Here is a 13,894-nt window from a genome sequence, read left to right as displayed (position 1 = left end):
CCCGAGTGCTTGCGGGCCGCACGCGACCGGAAGAAGAATTCGACGGCGCCCGTCCGGCGATCACGGCAGGCGGCGGCACCTCAGGCAAGGCGGGAGCACGACGATGATCCACGAGGTGGACGAAGTCCTCGAACGGCTGCTGACCGGTGGCGCGCTGGCCGGTTCCGGCATCGACGTCTCCTTCGACGCCCCGACCCGCGACTGGTCCGCCAGGCGCAACGCGACTGCCGTCAACGCCTACCTGTACGACATCCGTGAGGACGTGAACCGGCGCCACCGCGGCACGGTCCCGGTCAGTGACGACCGCGGAGCCATCCTCAAGCGCCGTCAGCCTCCCCGCTGGTTCCGGCTGTCCTATCTCGTCACGGCCTGGACCAAACAGCCCAAGGACGAACACCGACTGCTCTCCGCCGTACTGGCCACCCTGCTGCCCCGCGAGATCCTGCCCGCCGAGGAACTTCCGGGGTCGCTGCGCGCGTTGGGACTGTCGGTACCCATCACGGTCGCCGGCATCCAGACCGAGTCGCGCTCCCTCGCCGAGATCTGGTCCGCCCTCGGCGGCGAGCTCAAGCCGTCCCTGGACCTGGTGGTGACCGCGCCGTTCCCCGCGTACCCCGAGTACGACGTCGGCCCGCCGGTCATGGAGGGCGCGGTGCGCGTACGGGCGATCGACGGCAGCCTGGAGGACTCGCCGGAGCGGCGGCACCAGCCACGGCACGCGGCGGCTGCCGCGGCGGCGGCTGCGCGCGCCGCCGCCGCAGGTGAGCCGCGATGACCCCGAACGCCTCCGGCCCCTCTCCGGACGCGCCCCCCGCGCTCCTCGCACGGCTGGACCGGGTCCGCGAGCAGGTCGCGCTGCTGGTCGAGCAGCGCAGCGCCGCCGATCCCACCGCCGCCGACCCGCTGCGGGGGCTGTACCTCTCCATCGACGCCGTACGGCACCTCCTGGACTCCGCGGCGCCGGATCCGTACCCCCGGCCCCCTGAGCCGGAGGCGGCGCAGCGGTCCCCGCACGGGGCCACGGCGCCGGAGGGCGGCGACCGGCTGGCGCGGCTCGCGCACCGGCACGGACTCACCGAGCTGGACGCCTGCCTGCTCCTCGTCGCCCTCGCGCCCGACGTCGACCGCACCTTCGAGCCGCTGTACGGCTACCTGAACGACGACGTCAGCCGGCGCCGGGCCACCACCGGCCTCGCGCTCGACCTGTGCGGACTCCCCGTCCACCTGGCGTGGGCACGGGCCAGGTTCCATCCGTCGGCGCCGCTGTGCGCGCTCGGCCTGGTCGAAGTGGAGGAGCCCGAACGCCCCTTCCTCAGCCGCACGCTGCGCGTCCCGGACCGGCTGATCGCCCATCTGCTCGGCGACGACGCTCCGGACGCCGCGCTCGCCCGGCACGCACGCCCGCTCGCCGCGCCCTCGGGACCGTACGACGAGGACTTCACCCGCAGGCTCGCCGAGCGGCTGCTGGCGGCCGCCCCGCTCACCGTCTACCTGCGCGAACTGCGCGAGGGGGACGGGCTGGCCGTCGCCGCGTCGGCCCTGCGCGCAGCCGGCCTCGACGCCCTGCACGTCAGCTCCCCGAGCGGCGACGTACCGTACCCCGAGCTCCTGCGCGAGGCCCGGCTGCGCGGCTGCGTGCTCGTCGTGTCGCAGGTGCCGGACGAGGCGGGCCCGCTGATCCGGGCGCTGGCCGAGGCGGACGTCCCCGTGGTGTTCATCGGCGAGCGGCCCTACGACCCCCAGTGGTGCGACCGGGACCCGCTGGTCCTGGAGGCGCCCCGGCTGCCGGCGGGAGCCGAGGCGGCCTGGTCGGCCGCGCTCGGCGAGGCGCCGGACTTCGACCTGGCGGCGACCGTGGCCCCCTACCACCTCGGCGCCGACCGGATCGTCCGGGCCGCGCGCGCCGCACGGGAGCTCGCCGCCTTCGACGGCACCCCGCCGACCGCCGCCCATCTGCGGCTGGCCGCCCGTCAGCAGTCCGCTTCCGGCCTGGAGCGCCATGCCCGCCGGATCCGGCCCGACGTCGGCTGGGAGGACCTCGTCCTGCCGGACAAGCTGCTGGCCCAGCTGCACGAACTCGCGCTGCGCGCCCGCCACCGCGACCGGGTCCTCGGCGACTGGCGGCTCAGCGCCGGCGGCGGCCGGGGCCGTGGCGTCCTGGGGCTCTTCGCCGGCGACTCCGGTACCGGAAAGACCCTGTCGGCCGAGGTCGTCGCCGCCGAACTGGGCCTCGACCTGTACGTCGTCCAGCTCTCCTCGGTGGTCGACAAGTACGTGGGCGAGACCGAGAAGAACCTGGAGCGGATCTTCACCGAGGCCGGCCGGACCGACGCCGTACTCCTGTTCGACGAGGCCGACGCGGTCTTCGGCAAGCGCTCCGAGGTCAAGGACTCGCACGACCGCTACGCCAACATGGAGAGCGCCTACCTGCTCCAGCGCCTGGAGTCCTTCGACGGCATCGCGCTGCTCACCACCAATCTGCGGGCCAACATCGACGAGGCGTTCACCCGGCGGCTGGACCTCGTGATCGACTTCCCGTTCCCCGACGCGCCGCAGCGCCTCGCGCTGTGGCGGCACGCCCTGGCCCGCGTGCCGTGCGCGGACGACACCGATCCCGGCGCGTGCGCCCGCGACTTCGAGCTGGGGGGCGGTTCGATCCGCAGCGCCGTCGTCACCGCCGCGTACGCCGCGGCCGGCCGGGGCGAGGCCGTCACCACCGCCGATCTGCTGGACGGGGCCCGCCGCGAATACCGCAAGGCGGGCCGCCTGGTGCCGGGCGAGGGCGGCTGGTAGCAGCCGTCGTACGGAGTGGAAAACCCCGGTGCCCCGGCAGTCATCGACTGCCGGGGCACCCGGGGCTTCACCCGCACGAGATGTTCACGGGTGGACGATCTGCCAGTTCGGCGTGACGGGGTTGACGATCTGCCAGTTCTGGGTCTCGCCCTTGACGCAGTCGTGGACCACGAGCCGCAGCGGCGCACTGCCCGTGCGCGCCTTGTCCAGGCAGGTGTTGTTGCTGGAGGCGTTGCGGATCCAGTAGGTTTCGCTGTCCTGCTTCTCCAGCCACCACAGCTGGTTGTCGGTCTTGCTGTTGCAGCCGTACGTGGACACCGGGGTGTGGGTGGGCTTTGCGCCCAGCCCCGGAAGGTCCATGCAGAGCCCGCCCTTGACCGCGCGGATCAGGAAGAGGGCCGTTCCTCCGGGACCCGCCTTGGGGGCGACCAGTTCGAGGTTCCACCGCTCGTTCTCGTCGGGGCTCGGGTTGCAGGTGCCCGTGTTGACGGGGGCGCCGCGTTCGGCCGCGGCGAGGCCCGGGACGTCGGCGCACGCCTTGGCCTCCCGGAGCCTGAGCAGGATGTTGTTCACGGAGTGCGGCTCGGGCTTCTTCGCGGGGGGCTGTGGGGCCCCTCCTCCGCCGCCTCCCCCACCTCCGCCTCCCCCGCCGCCCCCTGCGCCGCCCTCCGGAGCCCTGGACGGCATCGGGTCGCCGCCCGGGGCCGCGGAGGGCTCGACGGGCGGCGGGGCCAGGCTCGGGCCCGGCGACGGGAGCGTGGTCGCGGCGGCCTCCTGGAGCTTCTCCACCGCCGCGCTGCGCACTTGGGGCTTGTACGCGATCCAGAGCATGACGAACGTGACGACCAGGGCCAGGAGTATGCCGAGGAAGGTGGCGAGCCAGCCGGGCAGGAACCCGCGCTGGACGTACCTGCCTTCGACGTCCACCGGGGCCGTCCCCGACCGGTGCACGGCCAGCGTGTACGGCCGCTGCTGCTTCGAGCCGAACCAGATGATCTCGCGCGGCTTGAGCTTCGCCTTCACGAACGCGGCGCGGCCCGGAGCGATCTGGACATTGCTCGGGGTGATGTCGTACGACAGCTGATCGCCGTTGTCGCTCCCGCTGATGGACGCGGTGAGCGTCGTGTTGCCGATGTTGTCGACGGCAAGCCTGGGGCGGCCGCGGAAGCGGCCCTTGACGGTGGGCGGCACCAGCTCCGTGCGCATCTCGCTGAACGGCGTGATGGTGAGGTTGCCCTCGGGAACGGTGACCGCCTCGGGATGCTCGGTCGGCGTGATGCGCACGGCGTACGGGTTCGGCCCGGCGGTCGCGTCGGGGGTGCGCGGCGGCGAGAACGTCAGCTCCACCGTGCCCGTGGTCCCTGGATACAGCCGGAGCGTGGCCGGCTCCACGATGGTCCACGGGGCGATGGCGCCGACCGGATCGAAGCGGTACTCGTCGACGACGTCGCCGGTGTTGCGCAGCCGCAGCCGAACGGTGGTACTGCTGCCGGGATCCACGGTCGCGGAGGCAGGCTCCAAAGAAGTCCAAAGGCTCACGCCACGACGCTACGACGGCCCCCGGCGGCCGGTCAGAGGCCGCGAGGCAGCCTTCCCTGCCCGCGCGGGCAACAGCACTGCCCTCGAACAGGCACCCGAGGCCGTTACGCCGGACCGGCTCGCGGCCGAGGGTAGAGGCAACTGTCTCGTACCCCGAGGAGAGCAGAGCATGCCGTCCTACCTGTCGCCGGGCGTATATGTCGAGGAGGTGGCCAGCGGCTCCCGCCCCATCGAGGGGGTGGGTACCTCCGTGGCCGCCTTCGTCGGTCTCGCGTCGACCGGCCCGCTGAACGAGCCGACTCTGGTGACCAACTGGACCCAGTACGTCGCATCCTTCGGTGACTTCACCGACGGGTACTACCTGGCGCACAGCGTCTACGGCTTCTTCAACAACGGCGGTTCGGCCGCCTACGTCGTCCGGGTCGGCGGCGCCGCCGCGGGCGCGTCCGCCGATTCCGCCTCCCCCGCCGCAGCGGTGAAGGGCGCCGCGGCCCCCGCCGCCCTGCCGCCCGGCGAGCCGAAGCAGCTCGGCACCTTCACGGTGGCCGCCGCCGCGCCCGGCTCCCTTCGCGTGGAGGTCGCCGATCCGGAGGGCGACGGTCCTCCCGAGCGGTTCAAGCTGATCGTCAAGGACGGCGACAAGGTCGCCGAGACGTTCGACGTGACCGCCAAGAAGGGCGGCCGCAACTACGTCGTGACGCAGGTCAAGGAGCACTCCAAGCTCATCACCCTGCAGGAGTCGGCCCCCGCCGGGCAGCTGGCGCGCCCCGAGAACCAGACGGTGGCGCTGGCGGCCCGGGCGCAGGCCCCCGTGCCGGCCGTCCCGTCCGGAGCGGACGCCTCCCACCCCGGTCCCGCCCAGTACCTCGGCGACTCCGCCGACCGCACCGGCTTCGGCGGCCTGGAGGCCGTCGACGAGATCTCGATGGTCGCGGTTCCCGACCTGATGGCCGCCTACCAGCGCGGTGCGATCGACCTGGAGGCCGTCAAGGCCGTGCAGCTCGGGCTGATCGCGCACTGCGAGCTGATGGGCGACCGCGTCGCCGTCATCGACCCGCCGCCCGGCATGAACGCCCGCCAGATCCGCGTCTGGCGGCAGGAGACCGCGGGCTACGACTCCAAGTACGCGGCCCTGTACTACCCCTGGATCAAGGCCTTCGACCCGGCCAGCGGCCAGTCACGGCTGATCCCGCCGAGCGGTCACATCGCCGGCATCTGGGCCCGCAACGACGCCGAGCGCGGCGTGCACAAGGCGCCCGCCAACGAGGTCGTACGCGGCGCGGTGGACCTGGAGCTCCAGATCACCCGCGGCGAGCAGGACCTGCTCAACCCGATCGGAGTCAACTGCATCCGCGCCTTCCCGGGCCGCGGCATCCGCGTCTGGGGGGCCCGCACCATGTCCTCCGACCCGGCCTGGCGCTACCTGAACGTGCGCCGCTACTTCAACTACCTGGAGGAGTCGATCCTGATCGGCACCCAGTGGGTGGTGTTCGAGCCGAACGACCACCACCTGTGGGCGCGGATCCGGCGCAACGTCTCGGCCTTCCTCGTCAACGAGTGGCGCAACGGGGCCCTGTTCGGCGCCCGGCCCGAAGAGGCCTACTACGTCAAGTGCAACGAGGAGACCAACCCGCCGGAGTCGGTGGACCTCGGGCGCGTCATCTGCGAGATCGGCATCGCACCGGTCAAGCCGGCCGAGTTCGTGATCTTCCGGCTGGCCCAGTTCTCCAGCGGCAGCGGTGAGCTGGAGGAGTAGTCCTCCCCCTTCTCCCCCCTTCTCCGCCTCCGCTTCTTCGTACCAGTCAACACCTCTTAGAAGGACAGAGCACACATGAGTCTTCAGCCGGGTGACGCCCTCACCTCACATAATTTCGGCCTCCAGATCGACGGCGTGATGGTCGAGTACCTCGCAGAGGTCAGCGGCCTGAGCCTCGAACAGGACGTCATCGAGTACCAGCAGGTCTCCTCGCAGGGCAAGGCCGTGACGAAGAAGCTGCCGGGCGTGAAGAAGGCCGGCATCTGCACCGTGGTCCGCGGTATGACGCAGTCGGCCGCCTTCAACCAGTGGATCAGCGAGTCCGTCGCGGGCAACATGGGCAGCGCCCGCAAGAACGCCACGATCATGGTGATGGACTACCAGGACAATCCGATCAAGCGGTACAACATGCGCAACGCGTGGTGCAGCAAGGTCGACACCAGCACGGTGAAGGCCGGCGAGGCTGCCGCGCTCACCGAGACCGTGACCATCACGTTCGAAGAACTGGTCATCGAATAATGCGCCGTACGGCTCTCAGGGCGGGCGCGGCGGCGGTGGCCGCGGGCGACGCGAGCGGCAACGCCACGGCGGAGGCCGGGGCTGCGGTACCGGGGATGCAGGCCGCAGCTCCGGCCGCCGCCCCGGCGGCCCAGCCGTTGCGCACGGAGTTCTCCTTCGAACTGCCGCGCGGATACGTCGACGAAGCCGGAGCCGTGCACCGGGACGGCACGATGCGGCTCGCGACCGCCCGGGACGAGCTGATCCCGCTGCGGGACATGCGGGTGCAGGAGAACCCCGCCTATCTGTCGGTGGTGCTGCTCGGCCGGGTCATCACCCGGCTGGGCAGCCTGCCGCTGGTGCACGACGGGGTGGTGGAGAACATGTTCGCCTCCGACCTGGCGTTCCTGCAGGACTTCTACCGGCAGATCAACGCCGAGGGGCACACCCGGGCGGGCGTGACCTGTCCCCACTGCGAGCAGCCGTTCGAGGTCGAACTCGGCGGGAGCCGCCTGGGGGAATCGTGACGTACGCGAACGACCGTCTGCACGAGGAGATCGCGTACATCGCCTACCACTTCCACTGGAGCCAGGAAGAGATCCTGGACCTCGAACACCGTGACCGCCGCCGGTACACCGAGCAGATCGCCGGGTTCGTCACCCGTGCCGCGGCGGAGGGGTGAGGGCATGGGACTTCTTGGCAGGCTGATGGGTGGTCTGACGGGCGGCCGCGGGCAGGGGGCGGCCGCGACGGAGCCGGATGCCGGTTCGGGTGCCGGTTCGGGTGCCGGTTCGGCAGCCGGGGCGGTCCGGCCCGCGTCCGCAGGGGTCCGGCCCGCCGGGTGGTCCGCGCTGCCCCCGATTCAGCGCGTGACCGCCGGCGCGGCCGGGCCCGTCGCGGACGCCGGTTTCGGCGGACGCCTGAGCACGTGGCAGAACCCTTCCTTCCGGGGGAACCTGTCGCACGCCGTGCTCGACGGTGCGCCGGGCGGGCTGGTCGAGGGGATGCTCAGCGCGTCGGCGCGCCCCGGCTCCGGGCTCGAGCTGCCGTCGCTCACCCTGCCCGTCGTGTCGTACGGGGACCAGGGCGCCGGGGGCTCCGAGGGGCCGGCGGTGTTCCGGCCGGCGGGGGTCGGTGTGACCCCGGTCAGGCAGGCACCCACCCAGCCGACTTCCCTGACCAGGTCCCCGCACACCCCCGCGGTGCAGCGGCGGGCCCTTCCGGCGGCGCCCCGCGTGCCGTCGCCCGATGCGGCGGCCGCCACCGCCGCATCCTCCGCGTCGGGTGCGCCGGCCACTTCGGCTTCTCCGGCCCCGAGTCCGACCCGGGAGTCCTCGGGCGGCGGCCCGCGCCCGGCTCCGGCGCGGGATACCGACGTGTCCCCGGCCCCGGCCCCGTCGCCGGCCCCGGCCCCGGCCCCGGGCACGGCCCCGGGCACCGGCACGGCCCCGGGCACGGGCACGCCATCGGCCCCGGCCACGCCATCGGCCGCCCAGACGCCCCTCGTCCAGCGGAGCACCGCCGACAGGGCGCGGCACACGGCCCCGGGTGCGGGCCGAGCGCCCTCCGCGAGCCCTCGCCCGGCGCCGGCTGCCGACGTGTACCCGTCTCCGGGTGCGCCGTCGGCCGGTCGAGCGACACCGGTTCAGCGGAGCGCCGGCGACGGTGCGCGGCACTCCCCGGCCCCGGGTGCGATCCAGGCACCGGCCGCCGGCGCATCCCCGTCCGGGACCGGGAGCGCACCGTCGGCCGCTCAGGCGACTCCGGTTCAGCGGAGCGCCGCCGGCAGGACCCGGCCCACGACCCCGGGTGCGCGCCAAGCGCGCTCCGGCGATCCGGGCCCGTCGGCCGCTCCGGCGACCCCGATCCAGCGGCTTAGCCCCTCACCGTCCGCGTCCGGCCCGAGCCGGGAGCCCTCCAGCGGTCCGCGCCCGGCACGGGCCACCGACGTCTCCCCGTCTCCGGGCATGCCATCGGCCGGTCGGGCGACGCCGGTTCGGCGGAGCGCCGCCGACGGTACGCGACAAGCCCCGACCGGGAGCACGGCCCCGGCCCCGGCTGCGGGCCCGCGCCCCGAGGGGAGCACGGCGTCGGCCGCTCAGGCGGCCCCCGTTCAGCGCAGCGCCGCCGACAAGGCGCGGCACACCCTCACCCCGAGTGCGGGCCAGGCGCCCGCTCCCGGCCCGCGCCCGGCACCGGCTGCCGCCGCATCCCCGCCCGGGAACACGGCGTCGGCCGCTCAGGCGGCCCCCGTTCAGGCGGCCCCCGTTCAGGGGCATACCCCTGCAACGTCCACCTCCAGCGTTCCGCGCCCGGTACGGGCTGCCGGCGTCTCCCCGTCTCCGGCCACGCCACCGGCCGGTCAGACGGCACCGGTTCAGCGGAGCGCCACCGTCAAGCCGTCGCAGTCGGGACCGGGCATGCGCGTGCCCACGAGCCCGGTATCGGCTGCGGCCCGGTCCGCCGAAGGGGACGTGACCCGGAGCGCCTCGATTCAGCGGAGCTCTGCCGCCGGAACACCGCGAACGGGACCGACCCCGCCGGCAGCTCCGACCTCTGGTGCGGGATCAGCGCCCGTTGCCGGTGCGTCCCCGTCTCCGGGCAGGCCATCGGCCGCTCAGGCGACGCCGGTTCAGCGGAGTACCGCCGACAGGGCGGCACTCACGGGACCGACCGCTCAGGCGAACCCCATTGAGCGCAGTACCGCCGACAGGGCGCCGCAGCCGGGGCCGGGCATGCCCGTCTCCCCCGCTGTGACTCCGGTCCGCACTCCCGACGGGTCCGTAACCCGTGGCAACCCGGTTCAGCGGAGCGCCGGCATCTCCCCGAGCACGCCATCGGCCGGCCGGGCGACCCCGGTTCAGCGGGGCTCTGCCGACAGGCCGCTGCACTCGGGATCGGGCATGCCCGTGTCCACCGGCCCGGCACCGAGCCACTCCGCCGACCCGTCCGCGTCCCGGAACACCCCGATACGGCGGACGGGAGCCGCCGCGCCCGCATCCGGTCCGGCGGCCCCCGTCCAGCGGAGGACGCCCGACACGGCTCGGCGAACCGGACTCGGCACACCCATATCCGCCGGCCCGGTCCCGGCCGGGCCCGCGGCTCCCGTATCGCCGCCCGCCCGGTCTGCCGACATCGCCGTGCCCTCGGCCGACAAGACGGCCCCGATCCAGCGGCGCACCCCCGATGCGGTTCGACAGTCGGCCCCGGCGGGGGTTCGGCCGAGCCCGATGCCGACCGGCGAAGCATTCACGTACGGAAATCAGCGGGCGGGGCTCGGCGCACCGGTATCCGCCGCCCCGACCACCACGCCCGTGGCTCCCCTGTCGCCCCCCGCCCGGTCCGCCGGCGTCACGGTCCCCCGCAATGCGCCTCCGGCCGGCACGTCAGCCCCGATCCGGCGGAGCCCCGCGGAGCGGACGCCCCGGCGGCCTGTGCCGGGTGCGCCCCTTTCGGCGAAGCCGACGGAAGCCAAGCCCCTCACCGGTGGCGGCGCCGGCGCGCCCGTCCCCACAGCGGGGCCGCGGCCCGGGCCGGTTCCGGCCGCCCAGCGTGCCGTCGTACCTCCTGCAACCCTGCGCGATGCGGACGGACCCGAGGCCCTTCCCGTACGGGCGCTCGCCCCCGCGCGGGCGCTGACGTCCGCCCTGCCGTCCACCGCGCAGCGCGTCCACTCCCCCCGTCCGCAGGCGAAGACGGCCGTGCCGCTGCACCGCGGTACCGGCACCACCGCCGCCCCCGTCGCTCCTACCGTCCAGCGGACGGCCACCGGCACGCCCGTACGAGCGCTCGCCGTCCAGCGTCTCGCCGCCCCCGCCCCCGCCCCCGCCCCCCGGACGGGCCCGGCCGCTGCGGCAGCGGCGACGCACCCTCCCGTGCCACCCCGGCCCCCCGTGCCTCATACGCCCCAGTCCCCGCCTTCGCCCCCGCCACCGCCGCCTCCCCGCACCGTCCAGCGCGCGAGCGAACTCACGACCCGCAAGACGTCCACGACGCATACGCACGCCCCCGTCCCCGACGCCGCGTTCAACCCCCGTTCCCTGACCGAGTTCCAGCTCGACGAGCTCACCCACCGGCTCATCAGCCGGATCACCCGACAGCTCCGTACCGAGTTCCGGCTCGACCGGGAGCGCATCGGAAAGCTCCGCGACCCGCGCCACTGACCCGGACCCGGACCCGGACCCGACGCAAGCCCACTACCCGGCAGCACCCCAGAAAGGCCCACCCGATGCCCCGCGATCTCGACCCGGGCTCCACGATCTTCTTCACCCTCACCATCGACGGCGAAAGCCTCGGCTACTTCAACGGGTGCGAGGGACTCTCCTCCACGGTGGAGATCGAACAGCGCCACGAGGGCGGCAACAACGGGTTCGTCTGGCAGCTCCCGTCCCGGGTGACCTTCTCCAACATCCGGCTGACCCGGCCCCTGACCCCCGACACCGCCAAGGTCGCGGCCTGGATCTCCTCCGTGACCACGGGCGTCACCCGCCCCACCGCCCAGATCGCCGCGCTGCGCGCCGACGGTTCCGAGGTGGCCCGCTGGGGGCTGATCGACGTACTGCCGGTCAGCTGGCAGGGCCCGTCCCTCGACCCGAACAGCCCGGCCGTGGCCACGGAGGTTCTGGAGATCACGCACCACGGGTTCACGGACTGAGGGGGGACGACACCACATGGCAGCCAAGGGAGGAAAGGGCGGCGCGGGCAAGAGCCTCGTGCGCGCCTCGCTCGCGATTCACGAGCCGCCGATCGGCCAGAGCACCACGCCGGGCGCGCTGATCAAGAACTTCACCTTCGCGTTCAACCCGTCCCAGCTCTCGCTCAGCCGGCGCGCGCAGTGGAAGGCCACCCCGACCGCAGCGGTGCGCGACGGCGCCGTACCGGAGTTCATGGGGCCGGAGCCCCGGGAGATGACGGTGGAGATCTTCCTGGACTCCTCCGGCCAGCCGGGCGCCAACTCTGTACTGAAGAAGGTGGAGGCCCTGTTCTCCTGCTGCGAGGTGACCGCGAAGAGCATCGCCGCCAAGCAGCCCTCCACCCCCTGGGTGGTCTTCCAGTGGGGTTCCTTCTCCACCGCCCGCTTCACGGCGTACGTCTCCTCCGTGGACGCCGCCTACTCGCTGTTCAGTACGACGGGTGTGCCGATCCGGGCCACCTGCCAGGTGCGGCTGCACGAGATCCCCAGCAAGACCAAGGGACAGAACCCGACCTCCGGCGCGCTCACAGCGCAGCGCGTGCACCGGGTCGTCGCGGGCGACACGCTGCAGTCGCTGGCCTGGCGGGAGTACGGCGACGCGAACGTCTGGCGGGCGATCGCGCAGGCCAACGGCATCGACGACCCGTCGCGGCTGAGGACCGGCACGGAAGTAATACTTCCGGCGGCCGAGGAAGTGGGTGGTCACTGATGGTCCAGGCGTCCTTCTCCAACGTCGTCCACGTCTCGATCGGCGGCGCCAAGCTCCCCGGCCACGTCGCCGACGATCTCGTCGGTGCCTGGGTCGACCTCGGGGCCGGGGTGCCCGGCGCGTTCCGGCTCACGTTCCGCGATCCGCACGGGCTGCTGCTCGGCGAGCTGAAGGTCAAGTTCGGTACGAAGGTGGTCATCGCGCCCGTCGCGGCCGGCCAGGGCGCGGCGTCGCCGCTGCTCACCGGCGAGGTGACCGGCATGGAGACCGACTACGACGGCACCGGCACGTTCACCGTGATCCGCGGCTACGACCTGGGCCACCGGCTGATGCGCCAGCGCCGGGTCGCCGCGTACCGCAATCAGACCGCCGCCGACATCGCCCGCAAGCTGGCCGGGCAGAGCGGCATCCCGCTGGGCAGGGTCCAGGCCACCAAGACCGTCTACGAGTTCATCAGCCAGTCGAACGTCACCGACTGGGACTTCCTCTCCCGGCTCGCCGACGAGAACGGGATGGTGATGTCGCTGGACTCGAAGGGCATGTTCCAGTTCGTCCGGCCGGTCCCGGCGGCAGGCGCGCCGCCGACGAGCACCGACGGCGAGAAGAGCCCGTTCGTGCTGCACGCCGGCCAGGACGTGCTGCGCTGCCGGGCCGCGGTCACCTCCGCGGACCAGATCGGCAAGGTCGAATCGCGCGGCTGGGACGTCACCACGAAGCGGCCGCTCACTGCGCTGGCGCCCACGACCAGCACCTCGGCCGTCTCCATCGGCACCACCCCGGGGCAGGCGGCCTCGGCGTTCAGGCCCGGGAAGCTGGTGGAGACGGAGACCCCGTACGACCGCCAGTCCGAGGTCAAGTTCGCCGCCGACTCGCTCGCCGAGGACATCACCTCCTCCTTCGCCGAGCTGGAGGTCACGGTGCGCGGCAATCCCAAGCTGCGCCCCGGTGTGCCGGTCACGCTCAGGGACGTGGGCACCCCGTTCGAGGGCAAGTACACGGTGACCTCCGTACGGCACGTCTTCGGCGACGACAGCCACTACCAGACCTGGATCACCGTCAGCGGCCGGCAGTGGCGCTCCCTGTACGGGCTGGCCTCGGGCGGCGGCGGCGCCGCCGCGCCGAGGCTGCCGAGCGTGGCCAACGCCCTGGTCACCGACGTACAGGACCCGCTGAAGCAGGGCCGGGTGAAGCTGCGGTTCCCGTGGCTGGACGACACGTACGTCAGCGACTGGACCCGTACCGTGCAGCTGGGCGGCAAGGCCGGGGGCGGGATCTTCCCACTGGACGTGGGCGACGAGGTGCTGGTGGCCTTCGACCGCGGGGCCCTGGACCATCCGTTCGTCATCGGCGGCCTCTACAACGGCCGGGACGTGCCGACCCCGGTCAAGGACGTACCGCTGCACGACGGGCTGAAGAAGAAGGCGATCCGGCACACGCTGTCCGACCGGGACGGCAACCGGGTGGACCTGCTCAGCCAGACGACCGGCGCCCGCAAGCAGGGCGTGCGGATCGCCTCGGGCAACGACCGGCTCACCATCAACCTCGACCGCACCAGGACCGAGATCACGGTGGACAGCAAGGGGTCCGTCACCATCTCGGGCGGCACGTCGGTGTCGGTGGAGGCGGGCACGGACCTCACGCTGAGCGCGCGCCGGATGCTGACCATCAAGAGCGGGGGGCCGCTCAACATCCAGGGCAGCGGGCTGGTCAACCTCAGGTCGCTCGGCGGGGCGGTCAACGTCAACGCGCTGGGTGCCCTCAGCCTCAGTGCGGCGGGCGCGGCGACGATCAACGCGGCCGGGACGATCCAGGTCAGCGCCGCCGCGAACGTGGGCATTCGGGCCGCCTCGCTCATGCTGCAGGGCGCGGTGCTCGTCAACAGCAAGCCGTACCCGATCCCGTGAAG

Annotated in this window: 13 protein-coding genes; 10 read left to right on the top strand and 3 right to left on the bottom strand. The window is 73.2% G+C overall.

The window, feature by feature from the left end; all coding sequences use genetic code 11:
- Nucleotides 1-103: 103 nt before the first annotated feature.
- Both ACIQU4_RS33515 and ACIQU4_RS33510 read left to right on the top strand, forming a co-directional pair.
- Nucleotides 104-775 carry a DUF4255 domain-containing protein gene (locus ACIQU4_RS33515; RefSeq protein ID WP_403738837.1) on the top strand — a complete coding sequence of 224 codons (672 nt, stop codon included), beginning with the start codon at nt 104-106 and terminating at the stop codon, nt 773-775.
- Nucleotides 772-2,793 (top strand): AAA family ATPase, encoded by a 2,022-nt coding sequence (locus tag ACIQU4_RS33510; RefSeq protein WP_403738834.1) that lies wholly within the window; start codon nt 772-774, stop codon nt 2,791-2,793. The genes ACIQU4_RS33515 and ACIQU4_RS33510 overlap by 4 nt, the downstream gene beginning before the upstream one ends.
- 84 nt (nt 2,794-2,877) lie before the next feature.
- Here ACIQU4_RS33510 and ACIQU4_RS33505 read toward each other — a convergent pair whose 3' ends face one another.
- The gene (locus ACIQU4_RS33505; protein WP_403738831.1) at nt 2,878-4,332 is read right to left on the bottom strand and encodes an RICIN domain-containing protein; all 1,455 of its coding nucleotides are present in this window, start codon (nt 4,330-4,332) and stop codon (nt 2,878-2,880) included.
- A gap of 169 nt (nt 4,333-4,501) precedes the next feature.
- Here ACIQU4_RS33505 and ACIQU4_RS33500 point away from each other — a divergent pair, with 169 nt between their 5' ends.
- The 4 genes from ACIQU4_RS33500 to ACIQU4_RS33485 all read left to right on the top strand — a co-directional run bounded on the left by ACIQU4_RS33500 (nt 4,502) and on the right by ACIQU4_RS33485 (nt 7,268).
- A complete protein-coding gene (locus tag ACIQU4_RS33500) occupies nt 4,502-6,088 on the top strand; it encodes a phage tail sheath subtilisin-like domain-containing protein (RefSeq protein ID WP_403738829.1) in 1,587 nt (528 codons plus the stop codon).
- Between the two features lie 75 nt (nt 6,089-6,163).
- Nucleotides 6,164-6,607, top strand: coding sequence for a phage tail protein (locus ACIQU4_RS33495; RefSeq protein ID WP_403738827.1), 444 nt, complete (start codon nt 6,164-6,166; stop codon nt 6,605-6,607).
- On the top strand, nt 6,607-7,113 hold the full coding sequence (locus ACIQU4_RS33490; protein ID WP_403738824.1) for a hypothetical protein: 507 nt from the start codon (nt 6,607-6,609) through the stop codon (nt 7,111-7,113). Before ACIQU4_RS33495 ends, ACIQU4_RS33490 begins: the two co-directional genes overlap by 1 nt.
- Nucleotides 7,110-7,268 (top strand): DUF6760 family protein, encoded by a 159-nt coding sequence (locus ACIQU4_RS33485; RefSeq protein WP_385584940.1) that lies wholly within the window; start codon nt 7,110-7,112, stop codon nt 7,266-7,268. The genes ACIQU4_RS33490 and ACIQU4_RS33485 overlap by 4 nt, the downstream gene beginning before the upstream one ends.
- A gap of 180 nt (nt 7,269-7,448) precedes the next feature.
- Here ACIQU4_RS33485 and ACIQU4_RS33480 read toward each other — a convergent pair whose 3' ends face one another.
- Together ACIQU4_RS33480 and ACIQU4_RS33475 are read right to left on the bottom strand one after the other, a co-directional pair.
- Entirely contained in the window at nt 7,449-8,042 is a 594-nt protein-coding gene (locus tag ACIQU4_RS33480; protein ID WP_403738821.1) for a hypothetical protein, read from the bottom strand.
- A gap of 1,404 nt (nt 8,043-9,446) precedes the next feature.
- Nucleotides 9,447-9,626, bottom strand: a complete 180-nt coding sequence (locus ACIQU4_RS33475; RefSeq protein ID WP_403738818.1) for a hypothetical protein — start codon at nt 9,624-9,626, stop codon at nt 9,447-9,449.
- Nucleotides 9,627-10,020: 394 nt separating this feature from the next.
- Between ACIQU4_RS33475 and ACIQU4_RS33470 the strand changes: the two genes are divergently transcribed.
- The 4 genes from ACIQU4_RS33470 to ACIQU4_RS33455 all read left to right on the top strand — a co-directional run bounded on the left by ACIQU4_RS33470 (nt 10,021) and on the right by ACIQU4_RS33455 (nt 13,892).
- Nucleotides 10,021-10,749, top strand: a complete 729-nt coding sequence (locus ACIQU4_RS33470) for an extensin (protein WP_403738815.1) — start codon at nt 10,021-10,023, stop codon at nt 10,747-10,749.
- Nucleotides 10,750-10,814: 65 nt separating this feature from the next.
- Nucleotides 10,815-11,240: a phage tail protein gene (locus ACIQU4_RS33465; protein WP_385584931.1), complete on the top strand. Its 426-nt coding sequence runs from the start codon at nt 10,815-10,817 to the stop codon at nt 11,238-11,240.
- Nucleotides 11,241-11,256: 16 nt separating this feature from the next.
- Nucleotides 11,257-11,988, top strand: a complete 732-nt coding sequence (locus tag ACIQU4_RS33460; RefSeq protein ID WP_403738812.1) for a LysM peptidoglycan-binding domain-containing protein — start codon at nt 11,257-11,259, stop codon at nt 11,986-11,988.
- Complete coding sequence (locus tag ACIQU4_RS33455) at nt 11,988-13,892, top strand: VgrG-related protein (protein ID WP_403738809.1); 1,905 nt, start codon at nt 11,988-11,990, stop codon at nt 13,890-13,892. Before ACIQU4_RS33460 ends, ACIQU4_RS33455 begins: the two co-directional genes overlap by 1 nt.
- Nucleotides 13,893-13,894: the final 2 nt, after the last annotated feature.

This window comes from Streptomyces sp. NPDC090741 (assembly GCF_044769045.1).
Classification (GTDB): domain Bacteria; phylum Actinomycetota; class Actinomycetes; order Streptomycetales; family Streptomycetaceae; genus Streptomyces.
This window is presented reverse-complemented; position numbering and strand designations above follow the sequence as displayed.